At 73.2% G+C, this 26,565-nt stretch carries 17 protein-coding genes; 12 read left to right on the forward strand and 5 right to left on the reverse strand.

The genetic code is table 11. The annotated features are described in order from the left end of the window. Positions 1–218 precede the first annotated feature (218 nt). The 3 genes from xseA (at position 219) to JS521_RS16155 (ending at position 2,531) form a co-directional block, all read left to right on the forward strand. Positions 219–1,466: an exodeoxyribonuclease VII large subunit gene (gene xseA, locus JS521_RS16145; RefSeq protein WP_205083686.1), complete on the forward strand. Its 1,248-nt coding sequence runs from the start codon at positions 219–221 to the stop codon at positions 1,464–1,466. Between the two features lie 66 nt (positions 1,467–1,532). Further along, positions 1,533–1,778, forward strand: a complete 246-nt coding sequence (locus JS521_RS16150) for an exodeoxyribonuclease VII small subunit (protein ID WP_205083687.1) — start codon at positions 1,533–1,535, stop codon at positions 1,776–1,778. A gap of 162 nt (positions 1,779–1,940) precedes the next feature. Further along, the gene (locus JS521_RS16155; protein WP_205083688.1) at positions 1,941–2,531 is read left to right on the forward strand and encodes a malonic semialdehyde reductase; all 591 of its coding nucleotides are present in this window, start codon (positions 1,941–1,943) and stop codon (positions 2,529–2,531) included. Positions 2,532–2,652: 121 nt separating this feature from the next. Here the strand turns inward: JS521_RS16155 and JS521_RS16160 are convergent, their stop codons facing one another. Further along, a complete protein-coding gene (locus JS521_RS16160; protein WP_239487359.1) occupies positions 2,653–3,156 on the reverse strand; it encodes a DUF4245 domain-containing protein in 504 nt (167 codons plus the stop codon). A gap of 203 nt (positions 3,157–3,359) precedes the next feature. Between JS521_RS16160 and glpX the strand changes: the two genes are divergently transcribed. Continuing rightward, a complete protein-coding gene (gene glpX, locus JS521_RS16165) occupies positions 3,360–4,391 on the forward strand; it encodes a class II fructose-bisphosphatase (protein ID WP_030115326.1) in 1,032 nt (343 codons plus the stop codon). Between the two features lie 79 nt (positions 4,392–4,470). Here glpX and JS521_RS16170 read toward each other — a convergent pair whose 3' ends face one another. Together JS521_RS16170 and JS521_RS16175 are read right to left on the reverse strand one after the other, a co-directional pair. Next, positions 4,471–4,842, reverse strand: coding sequence for a WhiB family transcriptional regulator (locus JS521_RS16170; protein ID WP_205083690.1), 372 nt, complete (start codon positions 4,840–4,842; stop codon positions 4,471–4,473). A gap of 165 nt (positions 4,843–5,007) precedes the next feature. Then, positions 5,008–5,703 carry a DUF1707 SHOCT-like domain-containing protein gene (locus JS521_RS16175; protein ID WP_205083691.1) on the reverse strand — a complete coding sequence of 232 codons (696 nt, stop codon included), beginning with the start codon at positions 5,701–5,703 and terminating at the stop codon, positions 5,008–5,010. A 196-nt stretch (positions 5,704–5,899) separates the two neighbouring features. Here JS521_RS16175 and JS521_RS16180 point away from each other — a divergent pair, with 196 nt between their 5' ends. Further along, positions 5,900–7,570: a fumarate hydratase gene (locus JS521_RS16180; RefSeq protein ID WP_205083692.1), complete on the forward strand. Its 1,671-nt coding sequence runs from the start codon at positions 5,900–5,902 to the stop codon at positions 7,568–7,570. Positions 7,571–7,626: 56 nt separating this feature from the next. On the opposite strand, the gene JS521_RS16185 is transcribed toward JS521_RS16180, so the two are convergent. Continuing rightward, positions 7,627–8,628 (reverse strand): LuxR C-terminal-related transcriptional regulator, encoded by a 1,002-nt coding sequence (locus tag JS521_RS16185; RefSeq protein ID WP_205083693.1) that lies wholly within the window; start codon positions 8,626–8,628, stop codon positions 7,627–7,629. A gap of 82 nt (positions 8,629–8,710) precedes the next feature. Here JS521_RS16185 and JS521_RS16190 point away from each other — a divergent pair, with 82 nt between their 5' ends. From JS521_RS16190 to JS521_RS16220, 7 genes are all read left to right on the forward strand, one after another. Continuing rightward, the gene (locus tag JS521_RS16190) at positions 8,711–10,147 is read left to right on the forward strand and encodes an MFS transporter (protein WP_205083704.1); all 1,437 of its coding nucleotides are present in this window, start codon (positions 8,711–8,713) and stop codon (positions 10,145–10,147) included. Beyond that, entirely contained in the window at positions 10,092–13,289 is a 3,198-nt protein-coding gene (locus JS521_RS16195; protein ID WP_205083694.1) for a type I polyketide synthase, read from the forward strand. Before JS521_RS16190 ends, JS521_RS16195 begins: the two co-directional genes overlap by 56 nt. Continuing rightward, complete coding sequence (locus tag JS521_RS16200; RefSeq protein WP_205083695.1) at positions 13,286–19,063, forward strand: MupA/Atu3671 family FMN-dependent luciferase-like monooxygenase; 5,778 nt, start codon at positions 13,286–13,288, stop codon at positions 19,061–19,063. The genes JS521_RS16195 and JS521_RS16200 overlap by 4 nt, the downstream gene beginning before the upstream one ends. Continuing rightward, positions 19,060–20,361: a M18 family aminopeptidase gene (locus JS521_RS16205; protein WP_205083696.1), complete on the forward strand. Its 1,302-nt coding sequence runs from the start codon at positions 19,060–19,062 to the stop codon at positions 20,359–20,361. Before JS521_RS16200 ends, JS521_RS16205 begins: the two co-directional genes overlap by 4 nt. Positions 20,362–20,449: 88 nt before the next feature. Further along, positions 20,450–21,190: a thioesterase II family protein gene (locus JS521_RS16210; protein WP_205083697.1), complete on the forward strand. Its 741-nt coding sequence runs from the start codon at positions 20,450–20,452 to the stop codon at positions 21,188–21,190. 23 nt (positions 21,191–21,213) lie between these two features. Next, positions 21,214–22,056: an SDR family oxidoreductase gene (locus tag JS521_RS16215; protein WP_205083698.1), complete on the forward strand. Its 843-nt coding sequence runs from the start codon at positions 21,214–21,216 to the stop codon at positions 22,054–22,056. Positions 22,057–22,093: 37 nt separating this feature from the next. Continuing rightward, positions 22,094–24,667, forward strand: coding sequence for an amino acid adenylation domain-containing protein (locus JS521_RS16220; protein ID WP_205083699.1), 2,574 nt, complete (start codon positions 22,094–22,096; stop codon positions 24,665–24,667). 48 nt (positions 24,668–24,715) lie between these two features. On the opposite strand, the gene JS521_RS16225 is transcribed toward JS521_RS16220, so the two are convergent. Continuing rightward, positions 24,716–26,269, reverse strand: a complete 1,554-nt coding sequence (locus tag JS521_RS16225; protein WP_205083700.1) for a ricin-type beta-trefoil lectin domain protein — start codon at positions 26,267–26,269, stop codon at positions 24,716–24,718. Between the last annotated feature and the right edge of the window lie 296 nt (positions 26,270–26,565).

Genomic DNA, 26,565 nt, shown 5'->3' on the forward strand with positions numbered 1-26,565 from the left:
CCCCCCCCCCCCGGGGGCGCCCGCCCCCCCCCCGCGGGGGGGGGGGGGCCCCGGCGGCCCCGCGGGCCCGGAGCCCCGGCCCCCCGCCGGGCCGGGCCCGGACGGCGCGTCGCTCACGCGGGCGGTCCGCATGGCTCCCCCGGGCCTCACGGCTTCGCGAAACCGGGCCTCCGCGCGGGGCCGGTGTGCTGTCGGTGGGTGCCGATACGCTCGCCCGTATGGCTCTCAACACGTCCGCGGAAGCGCCGCTGCCCGTCGGTGAGGTGTCCCGGCTCATCGGGGGGTGGATCGACCGGCTCGGCGCCATCTGGGTGGAGGGGCAGATCACCCAGCTGTCGCGGCGGCCGGGGGCCGGGGTCGTCTTTCTGACGTTGCGCGATCCGTCCCACGACATCTCGGTGAGCGTGACCTGTTTCCGGCAGGTCTTCGACCGGATCGCCGATGTGGTGACGGAGGGCGCGCGCGTCGTGGTCCTCGCCAAGCCGGAGTGGTACGCGCCCCGGGGGCAACTGTCGCTGCGGGCCACCGACATACGGCCGGTCGGCATCGGCGAGCTGCTCGTGCGGCTGGAGCAGCTCAAGAAGTCGCTCGCCGCCGAGGGACTCTTCGCGCTGGACCGGAAGAAGCCGCTCCCCTTCCTGCCGCAGTTGATCGGGCTGGTCTGCGGGCGGGCCTCCGCCGCCGAGCGCGATGTCCTGGAGAACGCCCGCCGCCGCTGGCCCGCCGTGCGCTTCGAGGTCCGTAACACCGCCGTCCAGGGCGTGAACGCGGTCGCCCAGGTGGTGCAGGCGGTCGAGGAGCTGGACGCGCTGGACGAGGTGGACGTGATCGTGGTGGCCCGGGGCGGCGGCAGCGTCGAGGATCTGCTGCCGTTCTCCGACGAGCAGTTGATCCGGGCCGTGGCCTCCTGCCGTACGCCGGTGGTCTCCGCGATCGGCCACGAACCGGACTCCCCGCTGCTGGACCTCGTCGCCGATCTGCGCGCCTCCACACCCACGGACGCGGCCAAGAAGGTCGTCCCGGACGTGGGCGAGGAGCTGGACCGGGTGCAGCAGTTGCGGGACCGGGCGCTGCGCACCGTACGGGGGCTGCTGGACCGCGAGGAGCGGGGGCTCGCGCACGCGCTGGGCCGCCCGGCGATGGAGCGGCCCCAGCGGCTGGTGGACGAGCGCGAGGCCGAGGTGGACGCGCTCCTCGGGCGCAGCCGCCGGGTGCTGGGCCATCTGCTGGACCGCGCCGACTCCGAGCTGTCGCACACGCTCGCCCGGGTCGTCTCGCTGTCGCCCGCCGCGACCCTGGAGCGGGGGTACGCGGTGCTCCAGCGGCCCGACGGCCATGTGGTGCGCTCCCCCGAGGAGGCCGGTGCGCCCGGCGAGCCGCTGCGGGCGCGGGTGTCGGAGGGCGAGTTCACGGTGCGGGTGGACCAGGGCGGGGACGGGGACGGGGACGGGGACGGGGACGGATGAGTCTGCCGACCGGTGGCCGGGGCCGTGCCCACGATGACGTAGCAGCTCACATTTAGGGTGGATCACATGACGGACGACGGTACGGCGGCGGCTGCCGCCACGGGCACGCTCGGGTACGAGCAGGCGCGGGACGAGCTGATCGAGGTCGTGCGCCGGCTGGAGGCGGGCGGCACGACGCTGGAGGAGTCGCTGGCCCTGTGGGAACGGGGCGAGGAGCTGGCGAAGGTCTGCCGGCACTGGCTGGAGGGTGCCCGCGCCCGGCTGGACGCGGCCCTGGCCCGCCCGCAGGACGGCGGCGGCGACGAGGGCTGAGCCCGGCCCCGGGAAGACCCCCCGACCGGGTCCGCACCAACTAGCTGCATCATGCAAGGGTGTGCAATGGATCACTCGACTCCGGCTTTAGTTGAAAGTTAACCTATCCCTGGCGTACCTTCGAGCTCTCCCCACCGCGTTCGTTCGGAAGGTTTGCACCAGATGTCTCTCGTTCTCGACCCCGCCGCTCAGGACCTCCTCTTCCGCGAGGCCCGCACCGCCAACACCTTCACCGACGAGCCGGTGACCGACGAGCAGGTCCAGGCGATCTACGACCTGGTCAAGTTCGGCCCCACCGCCTTCAACCAGTCGCCGCTGCGCATCGTCCTGGTCCGCTCCGCCGAGGGTCGCGAGCGCCTGGTGCAGCACATGGCCGAGGGCAACCGCCCGAAGACCGCCACCGCCCCGCTGGTCGCGATCCTGGCCGCCGACAACGAGTTCCACGAGGAGCTCCCGGCACTGCTCCCGCACTTCCCGCAGGCCAAGGACATGTTCTTCTCCGAGCGCCCGGCCCGTGAGTCGGCCGCCGGTCTCAACGCCGCGCTCCAGGCCGCCTACTTCATCATCGGTGTCCGCGCCGCCGGCCTGGCCGCGGGCCCGATGACCGGCTACGACCCCGCCGGCATCCAGAAGGAGTTCCTGGACGGCGACCACACCCCGCTGATGGTCGTCAACATCGGCAAGCCGGGCGAGGACGCCTGGTTCCCGCGCAGCCCGCGCCTCTCCTTCGACGAGGTCGTCACGACCGTCTGAGCCTCCGGCGCACGGTCACCGTCACGCGCGAAGGGCCCCGGAACACCATCACCTGGCGTTCCGGGGCCCTTCACGTACGTTCGGGGGCCCTTCGCATGAGGGAGTCGGCGCGGGCCGCGTGTCAGGAAGCCGGCGCGGCAGGCGGCGTCGTCTTCAGGGCCTCAACCATCTCGACCAGGCTTGCCTTCGGCGCCGAGCCGGTGACCACCGTGGTGTGACCCTTGCCGGGCAGCACGAGGGCGTCGTACTTCTCGCCCTCCCAGACCTGCCACTCCTTGCCCGCCACCGTCTCGGTCCGGCCGGTGTCCTTCGCCTTCTGGGTGACCTCGGGGACGTACGTACGCGCGGCGGCGGTGGACTGCTCGACCGCGACGTACCTGCGGTCCGGGTCGAGGAAGCCCAGGTGCCAGGCCTTGCCCGCGACGTCGTCGTACCGGACGGAGGTCGCCTTCCACTTCTCCGGCAGGCCCTCCGGCGCGGCGACCGGGTAGGGGGCGGCGGTCCGTACCGTCGCCAGTTCCACGGTGAAGTCGACCGCCTTGATCGGGTCGGCGTGCTCGTCCTTCGGGATGAAGAGGTATATGACCCCCGCGCAGGCGGCGATCACCAAAGTCGACAGGAACATGTCCCGGACCGTCTGCTTGCCTCGCTTGCTTGCCACGGGTCCATGGTGGCACGCGGCCTGACACGCCCGGCCGCAGGGTGCCGGGTCGGAGACTCCGACGCCGGGGTGCTCATGCGTGACCCGCACTGCTCATTTTATCGACCTACCGATAGAGTCGCAGCACCCTCATATCCGGTCGTCGCCGTACAGAAAGGTGCGCTCCGATGTCCGAGCATCATCTGCCGTCCCAACTGGAGGTCTCCCCGGAGGCCCCCGACCGCAACCTGGCCCTGGAGTTGGTCCGGGTCACCGAGGCCGCTGCCATGGCGGCCGGGCGCTGGGTGGGCCGCGGCGACAAGATCGGCGCCGACGGCGCCGCCGTGAAGGCCATGCGGACCCTCGTCTCGACCGTCTCGATGAACGGCGTCGTCGTCATCGGTGAGGGCGAGAAGGACGAAGCCCCCATGCTGTTCAACGGCGAGCGGGTCGGCGACGGCACCGGCGCCGAGGTCGACATCGCGGTCGACCCGATCGACGGCACCACGCTCAACGCCAAGGGCATGCCGAACGCCATCGCCGTGCTCGCGGCCGCCGACCGCGGCGCGATGTTCGACCCGTCCGCGGTCTTCTACATGGACAAGCTGGTCACGGGGCCCGAGGCGGCGGACTTCGTCGACATCAACGCGCCCGTGGCGGTGAACATCCGGCGCGTGGCCCGGGCGAAGAACTCCACGCCCGAGGACGTCACCGTCGTCATCCTCGACCGGCCCCGCCACGAGGGCATCGTCAAGGAGATCCGGGAGACCGGCGCGCGGATCAAGTTCATCTCCGACGGCGATGTCGCGGGCTCGATCATGGCGGCCCGCGAGGGCACCGGCGTCGACCTGCTGATGGGCATCGGCGGGACGCCCGAGGGCATCATCTCGGCGTGCGCCATAAAGTGCCTCGGCGGCGTCATCCAGGGCAAGCTCTGGCCCAAGGACGAGGCGGAGCGGCAGAAGGCGCTGGACGCGGGCCACGACCTGGACCGGGTGCTGTCGACCGACGACCTGGTCAGCGGCGACAACGTGTTCTTCGTGGCGACGGGGATCACCGACGGTGAGCTGATGCGCGGTGTGCGGTACCGCGCGGAGACGGCGACCACCGAGTCGATCGTGATGCGCTCCAAGTCCGGCACGATCCGGTCGATCTCCTCGACCCACCGGCTGTCGAAGCTGCGCGCCTACAGCGCCATCGACTTCGACCGCGCGAAGTAGCCGACGCCCGGGGCGCGTAGAGCGCACGAAGGGGGTGCGGGGAGCCTGTTCACTCCCCGCACCCCCTTCGTGTACGCGTTCAGCCTGCCGCGGCTATGTGCTCGGCCGTCGTCGCGGCCTTGATCTCGATGTCCCGCCGTCGCCGCCGGGCCAGCGCCACCCGGCGCTCCGCAGCGGTGAGCCCGCCCCACACCCCGTACGGCTCGGGCTGCATCAGCGCGTGCTCCCGGCACTCCACCATGACCGGACATCCGCCGCACACCCGCTTGGCGGCCTCTTCACGGGCCAGCCGGGCGGCGGTCGGTTCCTTCGACGGGGCGAAGAAGAGGCCCGCCTCGTCCCGGCGGCAGGCCGCCTCGGAATGCCAGGGGCCCGCATCGTCCTCCCGGGCGGGGATCCGCTGGGCCGGAACGGCGGCGACCTGCAGAGGCTGATGCGGCGGTTGCAGCACGGGCTACTCCTGACGACGGCTACGGCTTCGCGAGCGAGAGTCGATGCAGCACTCCCTACCCGCTGTGCGTACGCCTATGCACTGAGTGGCACCGGCGCGCGACTCACCGCAATGCGCGCCCGCGGCATTCTGGCCGATTAACGGAGGGCGTCCGTGGTGCCGTATTCAGTGGCCCAGGTGTTTACGCAGCTGCCTGTGGAGATCCGCGACGAACTTTCCCCGCTTCGGCTTCGCCTCCACACCCCCGAACACGGCATAGCCGTTCACGACGACGACCGGGGCTTCCGGGTCGGCGGATTCGAGCGACTTCACGTCGAAACCACCGAACACACCGGTGCCGTTGCCGCGCAGGGAGATGTTCTCCGGCACGCGGATCTCGATGCTGCCGAAGATGGCCGTCGCATTGATGACGGTGAAGCGTTGGCCGAAAAGCGCCTCGGTCAGATCGATCTCCACGCTGCCGAAGAGCGCGAAGGCGTTCGTCCGGCCGCCGACCCGCCAACGCCCCTTGCGGACGGAGCTGCTGAAGACCGCGACGAGATTGTCCGCGGGACCTTCCGGGGTCTCGGGGCCGTAGCTGTACGGGCGCGGGCCCGGGCCCCGGTCGGTGGAACCGGAGGCGGCGGGCAGATCCCGGACCAGCGGCTGGAGTTCGCCGACGGTCTTGGCCCGGTAGACCAGGTCGATCCGCTCCGCGTGCTCGTCCGCCGTCAGCCGGCCCTCGGCCATCGCCTCCCGCAGGATGTCCGCGATCCGGTCGCGGTCGGCGTCGGAGGCGCGGATGCCGTCGCCGTTCACGACGTCGGCGGGCGGTGGGACGGCCCGCGCGAGGGGCTGCTGGGGCTGCTTCTCTAGGTCCACCGGCCCAGCGTACCCAAACGCGATAGATCGCGACTACCCCTCCAACCGGCGCGCCCCGGCCTCCGGGCCCCGGTCCCAGGGCCCCGCGTCCAGGTGAGCCTTACCTCACAGGATCCGGCCGAAGGCGGCGTTCTACCCTGGTGGATGCGCTGCCCGAGGGAGGTCAGCCGCTGTCGCCGAGTGAGGAATGGCCGTCATGGCAGAGTTTGCGTACTCCGATCTGCTCCCCCTGGGGGAGGACACCACGCCGTACCGTCTGGTGACCGCCGAGGGTGTCTCCACCTTCGAGGCCGACGGGCGTACGTTCCTCAAGGTCGAGCCGGAGGCGCTGCGCACGCTGGCCGCCGAGGCGATGCACGACATCTCGCACTACCTGCGCCCCGCCCACCTGGCGCAGCTGCGGCGGATCGTCGACGACCCGGAGGCCTCCTCCAACGACAAGTTCGTCGCGTTGGACCTCCTGAAGAACGCGAACATCGCCGCCGCGGGCGTCCTGCCGATGTGCCAGGACACCGGCACGGCGATCGTCATGGGCAAGCGCGGCCAGAACGTGCTGACCGAGGGCGGTGACGAGGAGGCCCTGTCGCACGGGATCTACGACGCGTACACCAAGCTCAACCTGCGCTACTCGCAGATGGCCCCGCTGACCATGTGGGACGAGAAGAACACCGGCTCCAACCTCCCGGCCCAGATCGAGCTGTACGCCACCGACGGCGGCGCGTACAAGTTCCTGTTCATGGCGAAGGGCGGCGGCTCGGCCAACAAGTCGTTCCTCTACCAGGAGACGAAGGCCGTCCTGAACGAGTCCTCCATGATGAAGTTCCTGGAGGAGAAGATCCGTTCGCTCGGGACCGCGGCCTGCCCGCCGTACCACCTGGCGATCGTGGTCGGCGGTACGTCGGCGGAGTTCGCGCTGAAGACCGCGAAGTACGCCTCCGCGCACTACCTCGACGAGCTGCCCGCCGAGGGCTCCCCCACCGGGCACGGCTTCCGGGACAAGGAGCTGGAGGAGAAGGTCTTCGAGCTGACGCAGAAGATCGGGATCGGCGCGCAGTTCGGCGGCAAGTACTTCTGCCACGACGTGCGCGTGGTGCGCCTGCCCCGGCACGGCGCCTCGCTGCCCGTCGCCATCGCCGTCTCCTGCTCGGCGGACCGCCAGGCCACCGCGAAGATCACCGCCGAGGGCGTCTTCCTGGAGCAGTTGGAGAAGGACCCGGCGCGCTTCCTCCCGGACACCACCGACGAGCACCTCGACGAGGCCGGCGGGGACGTCGTGGAGATCGACCTCAACCGGCCGATGGACGAGGTGCTGGCCGAGCTGACGAAGTACCCGGTCAAGACCCGGCTCTCACTGACCGGCCCGCTGGTCGTGGCCCGTGACATCGCGCACGCCAAGATCAAGGAGCGGCTGGACGCGGGCGAGGAGATGCCGCAGTACCTGAAGGACCACCCGGTGTACTACGCCGGTCCGGCGAAGACGCCCGAGGGGTACGCCTCCGGTTCGTTCGGCCCGACGACGGCCGGCCGGATGGACAGTTACGTGGAGCAGTTCCAGGCGGCGGGCGGCTCGAAGGTGATGCTCGCGAAGGGCAACCGCAGCAAACAGGTCACCGACGCCTGCGGCTCCCACGGCGGCTTCTACCTCGGCTCGATCGGCGGCCCGGCGGCCCGGCTCGCCCAGGACTGCATCAAGAAGGTCGAGGTCGTCGAGTACGAGGAGCTCGGCATGGAGGCGGTCTGGAAGATCGAGGTCGAGGACTTCCCCGCGTTCATCGTCGTCGACGACAAGGGCAACGACTTCTTCACCGAGCCCGCCCCGGCTCCGACGTTCACCAGCATTCCGGTGCGGGGCCCGGGCCTGGCCTGACCCGTGACACGTCAGTAAGAAGGGGCCCCCCCGCGCGGGGGGCCCCCTTCGGCGTTTCAGTCGTCCAGCAGGCCCGATGTCGCCACCAGGTAGCCGAGTTGGGCCCGGCTGTTGCTGCCGAGCTGCTCGGAGACCTTGCGCACGTGCTCGGCGACGCTGCGGCGGCTCATGCCGATCCGGCGGGCGATCGCGGCGTCCGTCTCGCCGTTGACGACGGCCTGGAGGATGGTGCGCTGGAGGTCGGAGGTGACGACGGGGGTGCGCAGCGGGGCGCGTTCGGGGCGGACCGGGACCGCGCGGGACCACGCCTCGTCGAAGTGGCGGACCAGGAAGCGGACCAGCGACGGGTGCCGGACGCGCAGCGCGGTGTGCGGTTCGTCGGAGAACGGAACGAAGGCGAGGTCCCGGTCGAAGACGATGAACCGGTCCATGACCTCCGGCAGCGTCCTGATCTCGGCTCCTTCGGCGGTCACCTGCTCGATGTAGGCGAGCGTGGTGCGGTCCGAGCGGGCGGTGTGCTGGTAGAGGGTGCGCTGCCGGATGCCGCGCCGCAGGTTGTTCAGATCGCGCGGGAGCGACTGCTCCAGGACGTGGGCGGGGCGTCCGCCGCCGGGGTGGGCGGTGCGGACCTCGGAGCGGCAGCCGCTGACCCCGGCGTCCAGGGCCTTGCTGATGACGGCCTCGCCGGAGAGCCGGGTGAGGGCGGGGCGTTCGGCCCGGTGCACCTCGGCGTAGAGGCCCTCGAAGGCGGCGAGGGTGGCGCGGGCGGAGCGCAGGGTGCGGCGCTGCTGGAGGATCGCCTCCTCGATCGGGGCGAGCGCGGCGAACGAGGCGGTCTCCGGCGGTACGGGGATGAGGTGGCCGGGCGAGTCCCGGTCGGCGACCAGCAGGTGCAGGGAGCGCAGGCAGGGGGGTGCGGCGGCGGCCGGGAGGCTGCCCTGCGTCAGCGCACGGCGATAGGTCGCGAGCGCCGCCTCGCAGGGTTGTTCCGGTATCGACCGGTCCGAGGGTGATTCACGGCAATCACATACCGGTGAGGGGGAATGATCGTCCTTCACAAGGATGCAGATTACCTTTGTGCAATCGGGAGCACTCCGCCCGGCACCCGCGCTCGACGAGTATGTGTCGGTGACATCTGAAATCGGGAGCGCGGACGGGCCGAAGGCGGACGAGCCGGACGGCGGATCTCAAAAGACCCGGGAGACCGCGGTCTCCGAGCGCCGTTTCCGATTCCTCGTGGCCGGATACGCGGTCTCTTCGTACGGCACATTCCTGAATATGGTGGCGCTCAATCTCTTCGTCTACGAGACGACGGGCCGGGCGCTGGCCATGGGGCTGTTCATGGCGGTGCGGCTGGCCTCCGGATTTGTCGCCGGTCTGGTCGTGGGCGGTCTGCTCGCGCGGTTCAGCGCGAAAAGCATCATGCTGTGGGCGAATGTCGGCCAGGGCGCCGTGATGCTGCTGCTCATCCTGGCGCCGGAATCTCTGGTGACCGGGGCGCTGATGGCCGTCTCGGTGGTGATCGGGGCCTGCGGAACGCTGTTCATGGTCGCGTTGCGCAGTTCGATCCCGGAGATGGTCGGCGAGGACCGCAGGGCCTGGGCGAACTCCCTGTCGATCACCGGCCGTTCGCTGGCCATGGTGGCGGGCTTCGCCTCGGCGGGTGTGGTGGTGTCCCTCGTCGGGTACACCGCCGCCTTCCTGCTCGACATGGCGACGTTCGTGGTGTGCGCGGTGACGGTGGCCCTGCTGCCGATCGCCGGCGGCAAGGAGGCCGGTGCCGACGCGGGGAAGCCCGAGAAGTCAGGGAAGGCGGAGAAGTCCGGGAAGAGCGGGCCGCGGTGGCGGCCCGTGGCCTTCCTCGCGCTCGCCGCCGCCCCCGGTCTGGGGCTGATGGTGGCCCTGCGCGGGGTCGACGCGTTCGGCTCCTCGTCCCACAACGCGGCGCTGCCGATCTACTCCACCTCGCTGGACGCATCGAATCCGGCGGTGTTCGTCAGTGCGTTCTGGTGCGTGTGGGCGCTCGGCAACATCGGTGCCCAGCAGGTGATCCAGCGGTACGCCCAGCGCACCGGCCGCTCCGTGGGAGCGCTCGGATTCGGCTACGGCACGGTGGTGATGTCGGCGGCGTTCATCGCGGCGTTCGCCGGGTTCCCGCTGGCGGTCACGGCGGTGATCGCGCTGATCGCGGGGGCCGCGGACGGCCTCACCGAGGTCGCGTACACCTCGCATCTGCAGACACTTCCGGCCACGTTGCGCGGTCACGCCTTCGGTCTTTCGGCCACTTTCGAGAACCTCGGTTTCGGCGTCGGCATGATCCTGGTGGCGGCGGCCCTCGACCGGTTCTCCCCGCTGGCCGTGGTGGGCTGGTCCCACGGTGCCGCCATCGTCGTCGCCGTGGTGTTCCTGCTGAGGGTGGCGGCGCTGCGGCGGGCGGAGCCTGCGGGGCCGATGGGACGCGCGGGGCGGGCGGGCCAGGCGGGAGACACGGGGCGTGCGGGGCGGGGAAAGGAAGAAGCCGTTGAGGGACGACCGGATCGCGGTGATCGGGACGGCGCTGAGGTTTCCCGGGGCTGACACCCCCGAGGCGTACTGGCGCGACATCCGGGCGGGCACGAGCCGCGTACGGCGGTTCACCAGGGCCGAGTTCGCCGCGGCGGGAGTTCCGGCGGCGGCGTACGAGCAGCCGGGGTTCGGCGGGGCGAGCGCACTCCTGGCCGATGTGGACGGTTTCGACGCCGGGTTCTTCCAGATGAGCGGGCGGGAGGCGGAACTCACCGATCCGCAGCAGCGGCTGTTCCTGGAGTGCTGCTTCCACGCCCTGGAGGACGGGGGGTACGCGGGTGGCGAGGGCCGCGGCGAGGACTCCGTACCGTACGCGGGCGGCGACGGCGGCTCCGTACGGATCGGGGTGTACGGCAGTTCCGGCTACCGCCTGTACTCGCTCCACAGCTATCTCGCGGCGAACCTGGCGGCGGAGGCCGCCTCGGGCGACTGGATGACCGCCAAGCAGGTCCAGGTCGGCAACTACACCGACTTCACCGCCACCCGGGCCGCCTTCCGGCTCGGTCTGACCGGGCCCGCGCTCACCGTGTCCACGGCCTGCTCCAGCGCCCTGGTCTCGGTGCATCTGGCCTGCCAGGCGCTGCGCGCCGGGGACGCGGACCTGATGCTGGTGGGCTCCGCCGCCCTGCATCTGCCGCAGGTCACCGGCCACGTCCCGGTGAAGGGCTCCACGCTCTCCCCCACCGGCACGGTCCGGGCGTTCGACGCGGACGCGGACGGCACGGTCGGCGGGAACGGGGCCGCCGCCGTCCTCCTGAAGCCGCTGGAGCGGGCGCTGGCCGACGGCGACACCGTGCACGCGGTGATCCTGGGCTCGGCGGTCACCAACGACGGCGCGGACAAGGCGGCCAACGGCCTTTCCGGCAGAGGCGGGTTCGCCGCTCCCGGGGTGGCCGGGCAGCGGGACGCGGTGCTCGGGGCGCTGCGCGCGGCGGGCGTGGACGCGGCGTCGATCGGTTATGTGGAGGCGCACGGTACGGGCACGCTGAAGGGCGACCCGATCGAATTCGCCGCTCTGACCGAGGCGTTCCGCGCGCACACGGACCGGACCGGGTTCTGCGCGCTCGGCTCGACGAAACCGGCCATCGGCCACCTGGACAGTGCGGCCGGGCTTGCGGGGCTGATCAAGGCCGTCGAGGTGCTGCGGCACGGGATCGTCCCGCCACTGGTGAACTTCGCCCGGCCCAACCCGGCGCTGGCGGTGTCCGACAGCCCGTTCCTGCTGCCGGTACGGGAGGGGACCTGGCCGCTGGCGGGGGTGCGGCGAGCCGGTGTGCACTCCATCGGCATGGGCGGTACGAACGCTCATGTGATCCTGGAACAGGCACCGGAGGCCGTGCCCGTACCCGTATCCGCCGTACAGGCGGCGGCTCCCGTGCCCGCGCTGCTGCCCCTGTCGGCCGCCGACGGGGAGGCGCTGCGGGCGTCCGCCACCGCCCTGCGGGACCGTCTGGCGAGCGGGGCCCGCCCCTCCCCCGCCGATCTGCTGACCACCACCGCGCTCGGGCGGCGGCTCCTGCCGCACCGGCTGGTGGTCACGTCCGCGGACCCGGTGGCCGGGCTGGAGGCGTTCCTGTCCGGGGCTCCGGCGGGCGAGGCGTACACGACCGGGGTCGTCGGAGCCGTACGGCAGCCGGTGTTCCTGTTCAGCGGGCAGGGCGGCGGGCATCCGGGCATGGGCGCCGAACTCGCCGCGCGCTTCCCGGTGGCGGCCGAGGTGCTGGAGGCCTGCGCCCGGGTGTACGCGGAGGAGACCGGCCGGAACGACTTCCTGGACCGGGTCGTCGGCGGGCAGGGCCCCGCACGGTGGGACACCGCCTTCGCGCAGCCCGCCCTGTTCGCCCTCCAGCTCGCCCAGGCCCGGCTGTGGGAGCGGCTCGGGGTCACGCCCGCCCGGGTCGCCGGGCACAGCGTCGGCGCGTACGCGGCGCTCTACGTGGCCGGGGCGCTGGACACCGAGGACGCGATGCGGCTGGTCTGCGGGCGCGGGCGGCTGATGCAGGAACGATCCGCTCCCGGTGCGATGGTCTCCGTGTTCGTCCCCCGGGCCGGGGTGCGGGAGCTGCTGGCCGCCGTCCCCGGTCTTGAGCTCGCCGTGGTCAACGGGGCCACGCACCATGTGCTCGGCGGCTCCCCGGAGGCGGTGGACGCGGCACGGGCGCTGCTGGCGGCGCGCGGTGAGGCGTACGAAGTGCTGGCGGTGGACCGGGCGTTCCACACGGCGCTGCTCGACCCGGCGCTGGAGGAGTTCCGGGTGCTGGCCGACAAGGTGGAACCGCGCCCGCTGCACACGGAGTTCGTCGACGGGATCGACGGCACGGTCCGCCCCGCCGGGTGGCGGCCGGACGCCGCGTACCTGGTCGCGCAGGCCCGCCGTACGGCCGACTTCGCCTCCGTTCTGCGGGAGTTGACCCCGTACCCGCTGCTGCTGGAGCTGGGTCCTTCCGCCGTACTGACGGGGCTGGTGCGGCGGTCGCTGCCGGACGCGGTCTGCGTGCCGACGCGCGACTGGGAGCGGGCGGTGGCCACGCTGCACTGCTCCGGGGCGGGCGTGGACTGGGCCGCGCTGCTCGACGGCTGCGGCGGCCGGCGCGTCCGGCTGCCCACGTACCCCTTCCAGCGCCGCCCCCACTGGCGGGGCCCCGCACCCCACGCTCACCCATCCCCACGCTCCACGGAGGACCGCATGACCGAACAGGCCGTACTGGACAGGGTGCTGGAGCTGACCGCACGCCATCTCGGCCACCGGCCCGACGAGGTCGCCGCCGACCGCACGTTCGTCGGGCTCGGCGCGGACTCGCTCCAGCTCATCGGGATGGTGCGGCAGTTGGAGGCCGAGTTCGGCACGGAGATCAGCATGCGGGAGGTCCTGGAGGAGGCGGGCACGCCCCGGCTCACGGCCGCGCTGATAGCCGGGCGGAAGGCTCCCTCGGTGACGGCCCCGCCTCCGGCGACCCTGAAAGTCCCGGCGCCCCCGGAGGTCGCGGCGGCGGCGCCGGTGGCCGACGAGCCCGCCTACGCCACCCGGGCCGAGGTCGCCGCCCTGTCGGAGCAGATACGTCAACTGGCGGAGACCCAGGCGGCGATGCTCACGCAGCTCTCCGATGCCGTCGCGCTGCTGACCGCCCGCACCGCCGGGACGGACGCGCGATGAGCGCCGGGACACCCGCACCCGCCGAGGCCGCATCCGACACCACCGCCGGGGCCGCCGCCGACGCCGTGGCCAGGGCGGCGGAGCTGTCGCGTGCGCTCACCGCCCAGCTCGCGGCAGCCCGCGACCGGCTTCCGGCACACGACGCGAAGCCCGCCGCCGGGGAGAGCGCACACGGCCCCCGGCTCGTCGTGGACGCGACGGGCGGGATGGCCGGGGCGGGGGCCGACGAGCCCCAGCGGACGCACACGGCCTCCCTGATCCGGCGGTTCACCGAGCGCACCCGCACCTCCAAGGAGCTGGCCCAGCAGCACCGTTCGGTGCTGGCCGACAGCCGGGCCGTCGTGGGCTTCCGGAACGCCACCAAGGAGATGCTGTACCCGGTCGCGGCCCGCTCGGCGCACGGCTCCCGGCTGGTCGACGTGGACGGCAACGCGTACACCGACATCACCATGGGCTTCGGCGCGCTGCTCCTGGGCCATGAGGCGGAGCCGGTCACCGAGGCCGTACGCCGCCACCTCGCCGACGGGCTGCGCTTCGGCCCCCGGTCCCCCGACACCGGGGAGGCCGCGGCCCTGCTCGCTTCGCTGACCGGCATGGAGCGGGTCGCCTTCGCCTCGTCCGGTACGGAGGCGAACTCGGCGGCGATCCGGCTGGCCCGGGCCGCGACCGGGCGCGAGAAGATCGTCATGTTCCGGGGCTCGTACCACGGGCACATCGACTCCGTCCTCGGCCGCCCCGGCGGTCCCGGCCAGCACGCCGTGCCCGTCTCGCGGGGCATCCCCGCCAGCGCGGTGGCGGAGCTGATCGTGCTGGAGTACGGCAGCCAGGAGGCCCTGGAGACGATCGACGCCCTCGGCGACACGATCGCGGCCGTGCTCGTCGAGCCCGTGCAGTGCCGCAATCCGGGCCTGCGGCCAGTGGAGTTCGTGCGCTCGCTGCGTGAACTCACGGCGCGCCGGGGCATCGTGCTGCTCTTCGACGAGATGCTGACCGGGCTGCGGCCCCACCAGCGCGGCGCGCAGGCGCACTTCGGCGTGGTGCCGGACCTCGCCACGTACGGCAAGGCGCTCGGCGGGGGCTTCCCGATCGGCGCGGTGGCCGGGCGGGCGGATCTGCTCGACGGGGTGGACGGCGGGTTCTGGCGGTACGGGGAGCCCGGCGGGCCCGCGCGCGAGACCACGTTCATCGGCGGCACGTACATGCAGCACCCGCTGTCGATGGCGGCGGCCCGCGCGGTGCTCAACCACCTCACCGAGGAGGGCCCCGGGCTCCAGAGCGGACTGAACACCCGCACGCAGGCGCTCGCGGACCGGCTCAACGCCTTCTTCCGCGACGAGGAATTCCCGCTGGATCTGGCCCACTTCGGGTCGATGTTCCGCTTCAGGCACCGCGCCGACCTGGAGTTGCTCTACCACCACCTCCAACTGCGCGGTGTGTACGTGTGGGAGTGGCGCAGCTTCTACCTCTCCACCGCCCACACGGAGGAGGACGTGAACCGGGTGGCGGAGGCGGTGGAGGGGTCGCTGCGCGAGCTGCGCGACGGCGGGTTCTTTCCCCGGTCCACTCCGCGCCCGGCTGCGGCCGTGAAGCCGGTCGACGCCCCGCGCCCGGCCCCCGACTTCGGCGTCTACTTCTTCGGCGACTACCCGGAGTCGGAGAAAGCCGCCGAGGCCGGCGGAACCGGCACTCCGGAGGCGTACGACGCGCTCTTCGAGACCGCGCGCTTCGCCGACGAGCACGGGTTCTCCTCCGTCTGGCTGCCCGAGCGGCACTTCGACTCCTTCGGCGGGCTCTTCCCGAACCCCGCCGTGCTCGCCTCCGCCGTGGCCCGGGAGACCGAACGCGTCCGGATCAACGCGGGCTCGGTGGTCCTGCCGCTGCACGATCCGGTGCGGGTCGCCGAGGAGTGGTCGGTGGTCGACAACCTCTCCGGCGGCCGGGTCGGCATCGGCTGCGCGACGGGCTGGCACGCCCGGGACTTCGCCCTGCACCCGGACCGGTTCGCGGACCGGCGGCGGATCGCCTTCGACCACCTCGACGAGGTGCGCCGGCTGTGGCGCGGGGAGGCGGTGCGGCGGCGCACGGGCGAGGGTACGGAGGCGGAGATCCGGATCCGGCCGCGTCCGGTGCAGGAGGAACCGCCGTTCTTCCTGGCGACCTCCGGTCAGCGGGCGTCGTACGAGGAGGCGGCCCGGCGTGGTCTCGGGGTCGTCACCAACCTGATGAGCCAGACCGTGGACGAGTTGGCCGCGAACATCGCGCACTACCGGCGTACGCGGGCGGCGTGCGGGCTCGACCCGGACGCCGGGCGGGTGACGGTGCTGGTGCACACGTATCTCGGCGACGACCACGCCACCGCCCGGGCGGATGCGCTGGAGCCGATGGTGCGCTACCTGCGGTCCTCGCTGCTGATGCGCTCGGCGGCGACGGCGGCGGGACAGCGGCGCGAGGACGTGGCGGCGGCGGGCGAGGAGGACCTGGACTACCTGTTCCGCCGGGCCTACGACCGCTACTGCGACCAGCGGGCCCTGATCGGCACGCCGGACAGCGTCGCCCCCTTCGTGGCCGCGCTCCAGGGGGCCGGGGTGGACGAGATCGCCGCACTGGTCGACTTCGGGATGGACCGGGAGCGGCTGCGGTCGGGGCTTGAGAGGCTGGACGTGCTGCGCCGCCGTACGCGGGAGCGGGCAGCGGCCGCGAACCACGCCGTACGGGAGACCGTCGCGCCCGCCACCTCCGCCCAGCGACGGCTGTGGCTGGCCGCGCAGTTGATGGAGAACCCGGCGGCGTACAACGAGACCCAGGCCGTACGGCTGCGCGGTCCGCTGGACGTGGCGGCGCTGCGGGCGGCGGTCGACGGTCTGGTCGAGCGGCACGCCGGGCTCCGGACGGTGTTCCGGGGCGAGGACGAGGCGGGCGTCGTCCAGGTCGTACGCGACGGACTCCGCATCCCGTTGGCGGTGACCGACGCCCGGGCGCAGGACCCGGACGAGGCGATCGAGGCGCTGCTGTCCGAGGAGAGCCACCGGGCCTACGACCTCGCCGAGGGGCCGCTGTTCACGCCCCGGCTGCTCCGGCTGGCGGAGGACGACCACGTCCTGGCCCTCGGGATGCACCACATCATCACGGACGCGCACTCGGCCGCGCTGATCGCCGGAGACCTCCGGGAGCTGTACGCGGCGGCCCTCGACGGGCGCCCGCCGGTCTTCGAACGGCCCGCCGGGACGACCGTCGCGGCGGCCGAGCCGCCGCACGACCCGGCCGACCTGGCCTGGTGGCGCGAGCTGCTGGGCGAGAAGCCCCCGGTGCTGACCCTGCCGACGGACCGGCCGCGCGGTGGGGCGGTGGCCGGGACCGTGGGCCGGGAGCGGGCGGACCGGCTGCGGGAGTGGAGCGGGCAGCAGGGCGTGACCCTGTTCGCCACGCTGTGCACGGCCTGGCAGTCGGTGCTGCGGCGGCGGTCGGGGCAGGACGCGTTCCTGCTGGGCACGACGTTCGGGCGACGACGCCCGGAGACGGCGGACACGGTGGGCTTCCATGTGGCGCTGCTGCCGCTGTCGCTGTCCGCGACGGACGACACCCCGCTGCCGGAGGCCGTACGGGCTGCCGGTCGGGCGCTGTTCGCGGCGGAGGAGCACAGCGGGGTGGACCTGGACGCGCTGCTCGCCGCCGTCCGTCCGGACCCGGGGAACCCGCGGCCGATGGTGACCGTTTCGGTCGATCTGGACCGCACGGCGCTGGCCGGAATCGATCTGCCCGGGCTGCGGGCGGAGGCGGTGGCGGCCGGGACGGAGTCGGCGCCGCTGGAGCTGGCGCTGATGGCCACCCACGCCCCGGACGGGAGCCTGCGACTGCGGCTGCGCTACGACGCGGACCTGTTCGACGCGGCGACGGCGGAGGGGTATCTCGCGGAGCTGAGGCAGCAGTTGGACGCGGTGACGGACCCGACGCCCGGGGTGACCAGCGTGCCCGGGGTGACCGGGGTGACCGGGATGCCTGAGGCTCCCGGGGTGCCTGCCGCAGATGTCGCCACCGCCCTGCGCGAGGTCTGGGAGTCCGTCCTCGATCTGCGCGGCTTCCCGGCCGACAGCAACTTCTTCGACCTGGGCGGCAACTCGATCGCCGCCATCCGACTCGTCAACCGGGTCCGGGACACCCTCGGCGTCGACTACCCGCTGGCGGACTTCTTCGCCGACGCCACTCTGGGGGCCATGACCGAGCAGCTGGCGGGCGACGAAAGGCCCGAGACAGCGGCCGCCGCAGCCACAGCGCCGGCCGCGGCGGCCGAGGACACCGCCGTCGTCGACCGCGCCCCCGTCAGCGACCAGCAGGCCCGGATGATCGCCGGGCACCACGCCATGCCCGACCCCGCCGTGTGGAACGTCCCCACCCGGATCACCTTCACCGGGGCGCTGGATCCGGCGGCCCTGCGGTCCGCCGTGTCCGAGGTGATCGCCCGGCACGACGCGCTGCGCACCCGGTTCGTCCAGGAGGACGCGCCGGACGGGCCCTGGTGGCAGGAGGTGGTGGCGGCCGAGCCGGTGGCGCTGCCGGTGGAGGACCTGACGGCGCTGCCGACCGGTGAACGGCGGCCCCGGGCGGACGCCCTGTGCCGGGCGGACGCGGCGGCCCCCTTCGAGCTGGGGCGGCCCCTGGTGCCCCGGGTGCGGCTGCTGCGGGTCGAGGACGACCGCTGGGAGCTGATGTTCGTCCTGCACCACGTGTCCGCCGACGGCTGGTCGCTGTCCGTGCTGCTCGCGGAGATCGCCGCGCTGTACACGGCGGCCGCCGCGGGCGTCCCGCACGGGCTGCCCGATCCGGCAATGCAGGCGCCCGGGTACGCCCGGTGGCAGCGCGAGCACCACGATCCCGAGGCCGAAGCGGAGCGGGCCGCGTTCTGTGCCGCCTATCTGGACGGGGTGCCGTCCGCCGTCCCCGTACCGACCGACCGGCCGCGCCCGCAGAAGCTGAGCGGACACGGGGACACCGTGCGCGGGGTCGCGTCGGGCGACGTGCGGGCGGCGGTGGAGAAGCTCGCCGCCGAACGGCGCACCACCCCGTTCGCCGTCGCCGCGGCCGCGCTCGGGGTGTTCCTGACCCGGCTGTCGGGCGAGGAGGACACCCTGCTGAGCGTCCCGTACGCCAACCGCGAGGGCACCGCGTCGGAGTCGCTCGTGGCGATGACGTCCACCGCGGTGATGGTCCGCGTACGACTGGATTCAGCCAATCTTGAGGAGACGTGCGCGGAGCTCGCGGTCCGTACGGGCGCGGGTGCGCTCGGCGCCATGGCGCATGTGCTGCCCACGGCGCGCATCATGCAGGCGATGCGGGACGCGGGCGCTGTCAGCGTCCCCGACCGGGTGCCGCACGTCCTGGCGTTCCAGAACTCCGTCGACACCGACATCGAGATCCCCGGGCTGCGGGTCGAGGTGGCCGATCTCGCACCGCCGCTTTCCCGCAGCGAACTGTGCTTCGGGCTTGCGCCGCGCCGGGACGCCGCGAAGGGTTATCGAACGTTCCTGGAATTCTCCACCGACCTGTGGGACCACACGACCGCCCACGACCTTCTCGCGTCGTACACCGACCTGCTCGCGGAGTTCTGCGCCCGGCCCGACCGGCCGGTGCGGGAACTCCTCGGGGAGCGCCCTTCGCAGGGGTCCTCGGGCCAAGGCTCCGGGGGCGCCGCAGGGGGCGCCAGCGCCGGGCCCGACCAGCCCGGCGGACCGTCACCCTCCCTGTCATTGCCGAACACCGGAAAGGCGGACGCCGTATGACTCCGGCCCCCCACCGCAGCCACACCGACGACCTGCTCTCCTTCATTGCCGCCAGCCCGTCCCCGTACCACGTGGTGGCCAGTGCGGCCCAGCGTCTGGAGAAGGCCGGGTTCCGTGAACTGCGCGGCACGGACGACTGGACCGGGGCGACCGGCGGCCTGTTCGTCAGCCGCGCCGGTGCGCTGATCGCCTGGTACGTCCCCGAGGGCGCGCCCGCCCACACCCCGTTCCGGATCGTCGGCACGCACACCGACTCCCCGAACCTGCGGATCAAACCGGCCCCGGACACCGGGACTTCGGGGTGGCGGCAGATCGGGGTGGAGATCTACGGCGGGGTGCCGCTGAACACCTGGCTCGACCGGGACCTGGGCATCTCCGGCCGGCTCGCGCTGCGCGGCCCCGGCGGCGTCCCGCGCAGCCGACTCGTCCAGATCGACGAACCCCTGCTGCGAGTACCGCAGTTGGCGATCCATCTGGACCGTTCGGTGAACGAGGGCGTGGCGCTGGACCGGCAGCGGCACATCGCGCCGATCTGGGCGCTGGGCGACCCGCAGGAGGGCGAGCTGCTGCGCCGGGTCGCGGCGGCCGCCGGGGAGGACCCGGCCGACGTACTGGCCTGGGACCTGAGCCTCCACGACATCCAGCCGCCCGGATACCTGGGCGTGGACCGGGAGTTCGTGGTGGCGTCACGGCTGGACAACCAGGTCTCGGTGCACGCCGGGGTGACCGCGCTGGTGGACGCGGCGACGGGGCCCACGCAGCCCGCGTTCGTCCCCGTGCTGGCCGCCTTCGACCACGAGGAGGTCGGCAGCGGCTCCGAGACGGGTGCGCAGAGCCCGCTGCTGGAGCGGATCCTGTCCCGGTCGGTGTCGGCGCGCGGCGGCAGCGAGGAGGACTGGTCGCGGGCGCTGGCGGGCGCGTTCTGCGTCTCCGCCGACATGGCGCACGCGGTCCACCCGAACTACTCCGAGCGGCACGACCCCGACCACCGCCCGCTGCCCAACGGCGGCCCGACGGTGAAGGTGAACGTGAACCAGCGGTACGCCACCGACTCCACCGGCATCGCGGTGTTCACGGCCGCCGCCGAGCGGGCCGGGGCCCCCTGGCAGCCGTTCGTCTCCAACAACGCGATGCCCTGCGGCACGTCGATCGGCCCGCTCACGGCGGCCCGCCTCGGCGTCACCACGGTGGACGTCGGGGTGCCCGGCCTGTCGATGCACTCGGCGCGCGAGCTGTGCGGGGTGCGCGACCCGGGCTACCTCGCCGCGATCCTCACGACGATCATGGTCGGGGACTGACCGGACTGCGGTCGGGGAGTCCGGTCGAAGAGTCCGGCGAAAGGGCCGGCAGAAGAGCCGGTAGAAGAGAAAGAGAACAGGAACGATCGTGGCCGACGAAGACACCGTGCTCATCTGCCTGCCCTTCGCCGGGGCGGGCCCCTCCTTCTTCACGCCCTGGCAGAAACGGGCGCCGGAGGGGATGCGGATTCTCCCGGTCTCCCTGCCGGGCCGCGAGAAGCGGTTCCCCGAGCCCGCGTACACCTCCGCGGCCCCGGCCGTCGACGACGCGTACGCGCAGGTGACGGCGGCGCTCGGCGGGGAGAACGGAGCCGGGGGCGGCGGCCCGGTCGTCCTGTTCGGGCACAGCATGGGCGCGGTCCTCGCGTACGAGCTGGCGCACCGGTTCGAGCGGTCGGGCGGGCCGGTCCGCCTCGCCGCGCTCGTCGTCAGCGGCGCGCCCGGGCCCTGGACGCCGCGCACGGACCGGGCGGACGGGCTGCCCGACGAGGAGTTCACCGCCCGGGTCCGGGCGTTCGCCGGATACGACCACCCGGCGCTGGCCGACCCGGAGATGCGGGAGCTGCTGCTGCCGGCGCTCCGGGCGGACGTCCGGCTCCACGAGACGTACACCCCGTCCACGGATCGGCCCCTGAGCGTGCCCGTCATCTCGGTACGGGGGCGGGAGGACACCCTGGTCGGGGCGGCCGAGGCGGCCGAATGGGACCGGGCGACGACGGGGAAGCTGACGGTGGCCGAACCGGCCGGCGGGCACATGTATCTCGCCGAACGGCCGGACGCGGTACTGGAGCTGGTGGCCGCCGAGATACACGCGGCGAGGGGCCGGTGACGGGCAGCGGTGGCCCGGAACAGATGAACGGTCACGGTGCGGGGCGGCTGGCCGGACGTACGGCGCTGATCACCGGGGCGGCGCGCGGTCTCGGCCGGGCCTGCGCCCTGGCGTTCGCGCGCGAGGGCGCGGACCTGGTGCTGCTGGACGTGGCGGGCGAACTCCCCGGCGTGCCGTATCCGCTCGGCTCGGCCTCGCAGCTCGCGCACACCGCGGACCTCTGCCGCGAGGCCGGGTCCGCCGTGCTGACCCGGCAGGCCGACGTGCGGGATCTGGCGGCGCTCCAGGAGGCGGCGGAGGCGGCCGAGGAGCGGTTCGGGCGGATCGACGTCCTGGTCAACAACGCGGGGATCGCCGCCCCTTCGGGCCGTCCTGCGCACGAGATCACCGAGGCCGAGTGGCAGCTGATGATCGATGTGGATCTGGGCGGCGCGTGGCGGGCGATCCGCGCGGTGGGGGCCCGGATGGTCGCCCAGGGGTCCGGCTCGATCGTCAACGTCGCCTCGACGGCGGGTCTGGTGGGCTACCGGCACTTCGCGGGGTACGTCGCGGCCAAGCACGGCCTGGTCGGCCTGACGAAAGCGGTGGCGCTGGACTACGCGCCCCGCAAGGTCCGGGTCAACGCGGTCTGCCCCGGCTCGGTGCGGGACGACGAGGCGATGGAGGGCCGGATGCTCGCGGAGATCGCCCGCTCCCTGGAGGTGCCGGTCGCCGAGCACGAGACGGCCTTCGTCCGGGACCAGCCGATGAACGCGCTGGTGGAGCCGGAGGACGTGGCGGAGGCGGTGCTCTGGCTGGCCACGGACGCGTCCCGGCAGGTGACCGGCAGCGTGGTCACGGTGGACGGCGGGTTCACCGCCCGCTGACCGCCGTTTTCCCTTTCGTGTACGAGGAGTTGCGCACGTGCAGCCTGCCCATCACACCCTGACGGTGAGCCTGCCGCCGGCCGTCACCGACACCGCGCTCGCCGCCGCCCTCACCACGGCGGCCGAGCTGTGGTGGCCCGGGGACCGCCGCCGCCCCCGGCTGTGGACGGAGTCCGTACCGGCTCCCGCCGCATCCGACGCGGCGGCCCGGCGGCGCGCGGCCGAGGCCCGCCGCCCGCTCGCCCCCGGCCACCGGCTGCGCGCGGTGCTGCTGCGGTACGCGGACGAGGGCCACCGGGCCGATGTCGTCCTGACCGCCGACGCGTCCGCGCTCGACGCCCGCTCGCTGCGGCTCGTCGCCCGGGTGCTGCGGGGCGATCTGGCCCCGGCCGCGGTGACACCGCTCGCCGGACCGCTCCCGCTGGACCTGCGCCTCGACGGGGAGACCCGCCGCCTGGCCTCGGCGTTCGCGCTCGCCGTCGGGCGGTACGAGGGGGCGTCAGCGGTGCGCGTCGCCGTCCCCGTACCGGCGCGGGACCGGCCGCCGTACGCGCTGGGGGCGCTCGACGGGCACGCGGTGTTCACTGCGGACCTGTCACCCGGCCGTACGGTCGCGGAGCTGCTGGCCACCGAGCCGGCCGCCCCGGCCGAGGGGGACGATCCACCGCTGCTGGAGCTGATGGCGAGCGATGGGCCCGCCGTCCTGCCGACCGGACCGGGCGCCCTTCCCGTACCGTCCCACCAAGTGGAGCGCATAAGGCAGCAGTTGCTGACCAGCCCGCCCAACACCTGCCTGTCCCGGCTGAATCCGCTGAGCGAGGCGGAGTCGGCGGAGCAACTGGTCCTCGGAGCCGGCCCCAAGGACCCAAAAGCCCTCCGTATCGACGAAGCCTTCGCCGCCCAGGTCGCCTCCCGCCCCGACGCCCCCGCCCTCACCGCCGGGCCCACCACGCTCTCGTACGCCGAACTGGACCGCCGCGCCGAGGTGTTGGCCGACGGCCTGTGCGCCCACGGTGTCCGCCCCGGTGACCTCGTCGGCCTCTGCCTGCCCCGCTCGACGGACCTCGTGGCGGCGATGCTCGCCGTGCTGAAGGCGGACGCCGTCCACGTACCGCTGGATCCGGAGCATCCGGCGGACCGGCGGGAGCGCACCGCGCGGGACGCCGGGGTCCGGCTGACGGTCACGGACCCGGCCGCCCTCACCGGCCACCCGCCCCGGCCCACCGCACCACGCCGGAAGCCCGGCTCCCCGGCCTACGTCATCCACACCTCGGGCTCGACCGGCCGCCCCAAGGGGGTCCTCGTCCCGCACCTCAACGTGACCGCCCTGGTCGACGCCGTCCGCGACGACTTCGGCCTCTCCCCCGACGACACCTGGACGTGCTTCCACTCGGCGGCGTTCGACTTCTCGGTGTGGGAGATCTGGGGCGCACTCCTGACGGGCGGCCGGCTGGTGGTCGTGGACCACTGGACCACGCGCTCGCCGGAGGACTTCCACGCCCTGCTGGTACGGGAGCGGGTGAGCGTGCTGAGCCAGACCCCCTCGGCGTTCACCCAGCTCGCGGCGGCCGACCGGGGCGCCCAGGACGCCGTGGGCGTCCGGCTGGTGGTGCTGGGCGGCGAACCGCTGGACGCCCGTCCGCTGCTGGACTGGTTCGACCTGCACCCGGAGGACCGCTGCCGGCTGGTCAACATGTACGGGATCACCGAGACGACCGTCCATGTCACCGCCACCACGGTCACCCGCCGCCAGGCGCTCGCCGGTTCCCGGTCGGTGGGGCGGCCGCTGCCCGGCTGGTCGGTGCGGGTCCTGGACGCGCACGGGAGGCCGGTGCCGCCGGGTGCGCCCGGGGAGATCGTGGTGGGCGGGGCGGGCGTGGCGCTCGGCTACCTGAACCGCCCCGGCCTCACCGCCGAACGCTTCGTCCCGGACCCCCTGGACCCGGCGGGGCGGCGGCTCTACCGCAGCGGCGATCTGGGGCGGCTGCTCCCCGACGGAACGTTGGAACACCTCGGCCGGGTCGACGACCAGGTCAAGGTGCGGGGCTTCCGTATCGAGCTCGGCGAGATCCGGCACGTCCTGCTGGAGGACCCGGCGGTCTCGGCGGCGGCGGTCACCGTGACGGGCGGCGGGGGCGGGGACGCGGCGGCCGTGCGGATCGACGCGTACGTGGTCCCGGCCCCGGGGGCGGGCGAGGACCCCGGCCCCGTACGGGAACGGGCGGCCCGGCTGCTGCCCGCGCACATGGTGCCCGCGACGGTGACCGTGCTGCCGGCCCTCCCCCTCACCGCGAACGGCAAGCTGGACCCGGCCGGGCTGCCCCCGCCCGGGGCACGGCGGGCCCCGGTGACGGCTCCCGCTCCTGCCCCGGCCGCGGCGGCTCACGGCACCGCCCCGGGCGCCGTCCTCGCCTCCATCTGGCGGGACGTGCTCGGCGTCGAGGCGGTCGGCCCGGACGACGACTTCTGGGACCTGGGCGGCAATTCGCTGTACGCGATCCGGATCGGCACGCTGGCCCGGGAGCGCGGGCTGCCCGAGGTTCCGCTGCGCCAGCTGTATCTGACCCCGACGCTGGGGGCGCTGTCCGAGGCGCTGTCCCTGGAGACCTGACGAGGGGGCGGCCGGGGATCACCGCGCCCCCCCCCTCCCTGCCGTCGGCTAGGCGAAGCGCTGCTTCGCGCTGCCGTCGCACGTCTGGAGCCTGAGCGGGTCCTTCGCCCCCGCCAGGGTCAGGCACAGGCCCGTCGCGGCGGCCGGGCGGATCGTGCCCGCCTGCCGGACGAACTTCTGGTTGGCCGCGCCCGCGCAGTTCCACACGATGAGCGTGGCGCCCGGGGTGTACTTGGCGCCGGACACGTCCAGGCAGCGGTCGTGGCTGAGCGCGGTGCGCAGGGTCTGCGTACCGGTGTCGTACCACCAGTTCTGGTTGCGCCCGCCGTGGCAGTCCCAGCCACCGATCGCGGTGCCGTTACGGGTGACCGAGCCGGGCACGTCCGCACAGGTGCCGGTGGCCTCGTTCTTCAGCGGGGTGAACACGTCGTCCCAGGCCGCCCTGGTCAGGACCGGGTTTCCCGTGCTCGCCGGGTCGGCGCAGCTCGCCTCGCGGAGCCCGGAGTCGTACAGCTGGGTGAGGCAGGAGGCGAAGGCCCGGTGGCCGGCCGCGTTGGGGTGGAAGGACTGCCGGACCGAGTTCTCGTCGGGCAGGCCGGGCTTGCTCAGGTCGATGTAGAGGCCGCGCGCCCAGGGGGCCTCGCTGCACACCTCGTGGCCGTGGAAGAGCCGGGAGTTGTCGAGGTAGGAGGCCCCGGTGGCGGTGGCCGCCTTGCGCATGCCGGTCTCGAAGGCGGGCACGGCGGTGTTGCGGCCCCAGACGGTGTCGGAGTCGTAGCCGAGCCCGCCGCAGATGAGCTTGCCGGGGAAGTTCGGGTTGTCGCGGAAGTCCGGGCCGATGGGGCTCGGGTAGCCCATCAGGACGAGCTTGTAGTCGTCGTTGGCGTACCCGGCGTCGGTCATCACCGTCCGCAGGTCGCGGACCGTCGCCTCGACCTTGGGGACCAGCGCGTCGACGCGGGCCTGCCAGCCGCCCGCGTACTTCGGCTCGCAGGGGCCCTGGAGGCTGATGTAGCGGACCACGCAGTCGGTCATGACCGGGCCGAACTGGAGGTCGTCGTTGGCCCCGGCGACCAGGACGACCATCTTGATCCGGGTGTTGCGGGCCTTGATCGCGAGGCTGTCGCTCTGCACGAGCTCGTCGGCGTACTGCTTGTTTCCGCCGATTTTGATGTTCCCGGTATAGGCGCCGGAGCACGAGACGTTGTACGTGACGTCCGCCGCGATGCCCGTCCGGTGGATGGCGGCCTCCGGCGAGCGGTGGCACCAGTTGTCCGGCCCGTTGGTGCCGGGGTCGTAGGTGCCGACGCCCTCGCCGGAGATCTCGCTGTCGCCGAGCGAGATCAGCCCGGTCTTGCGTTCGGCGAGCGGCCGCTCGGCGGGGCTGCCGTACAGCCGGGTGGCCTCGGCGGCCCGGACGGCTTCCAGCGCGGGCGGGAGAGGGGTGGATGCGATAGAGCTGGTACCCGACTCCGTCGCGCCCGCGGGTCCGGCGGCGGCCATACCGCCGACGGCTGCCGCGAGAGCCACGGTGGCGGCGACCGTACAGCGGAGCCGGCGAAGGCTTCGGAGCCCTCGAAGTCTGGTGCTGGTGCGCCTCATTGCGCCTCCCGGTAAGTGGTTACCCCCGGTATTTACTGGCCGGTAGGCGACTTGGGAATACGTAGAACAAGACAAGTGCTCATCTTTTTCAGGAGGTTTAAACACCATGGGCGACACGTCGGGCGAGACGCCCCGTAACAGCGGTTTCCGGATCGAGCACGACTCGATGGGCGAGGTGAAGGTTCCCGGGGCCCCCCCCCGGGGGGGGGCCCCCCCCCCCGGGGGGGGGGGGGGGGCGGCCACCGCGGCCCCCCCGCGGCGGGGGCCGCGCCACGGGCCCGGGGGGGCGGGAAGCG

The sequence above is a fragment of the Streptomyces durocortorensis genome (genome assembly GCF_016901035.1).
In the GTDB taxonomy this organism is placed as follows: domain Bacteria; phylum Actinomycetota; class Actinomycetes; order Streptomycetales; family Streptomycetaceae; genus Streptomyces; species Streptomyces durocortorensis.

What these genes read in the sequence shown, in the direction of transcription:
- JS521_RS16155 (WP_205083688.1), top strand. Translation starts at nt 1,941, where the DNA reads ATGTCTCTCGTTCTCGACCCCGCCGCTCAGGACCTCCTCTTCCGCGAG.
- JS521_RS16200 (WP_205083695.1), top strand. Translation starts at nt 13,286, where the DNA reads ATGAGCGCCGGGACACCCGCACCCGCCGAGGCCGCATCCGACACCACC.
- JS521_RS16205 (WP_205083696.1), top strand. Translation starts at nt 19,060, where the DNA reads ATGACTCCGGCCCCCCACCGCAGCCACACCGACGACCTGCTCTCCTTC.
- xseA (WP_205083686.1), top strand. Translation starts at nt 219, where the DNA reads ATGGCTCTCAACACGTCCGCGGAAGCGCCGCTGCCCGTCGGTGAGGTG.
- JS521_RS16160 (WP_239487359.1), bottom strand. Translation starts at nt 3,156, where the DNA reads ATGTTCCTGTCGACTTTGGTGATCGCCGCCTGCGCGGGGGTCATATAC.
- glpX (WP_030115326.1), top strand. Translation starts at nt 3,360, where the DNA reads ATGTCCGAGCATCATCTGCCGTCCCAACTGGAGGTCTCCCCGGAGGCC.
- JS521_RS16180 (WP_205083692.1), top strand. Translation starts at nt 5,900, where the DNA reads ATGGCAGAGTTTGCGTACTCCGATCTGCTCCCCCTGGGGGAGGACACC.
- JS521_RS16215 (WP_205083698.1), top strand. Translation starts at nt 21,214, where the DNA reads ATGAACGGTCACGGTGCGGGGCGGCTGGCCGGACGTACGGCGCTGATC.
- JS521_RS16150 (WP_205083687.1), top strand. Translation starts at nt 1,533, where the DNA reads ATGACGGACGACGGTACGGCGGCGGCTGCCGCCACGGGCACGCTCGGG.
- JS521_RS16225 (WP_205083700.1), bottom strand. Translation starts at nt 26,269, where the DNA reads ATGAGGCGCACCAGCACCAGACTTCGAGGGCTCCGAAGCCTTCGCCGG.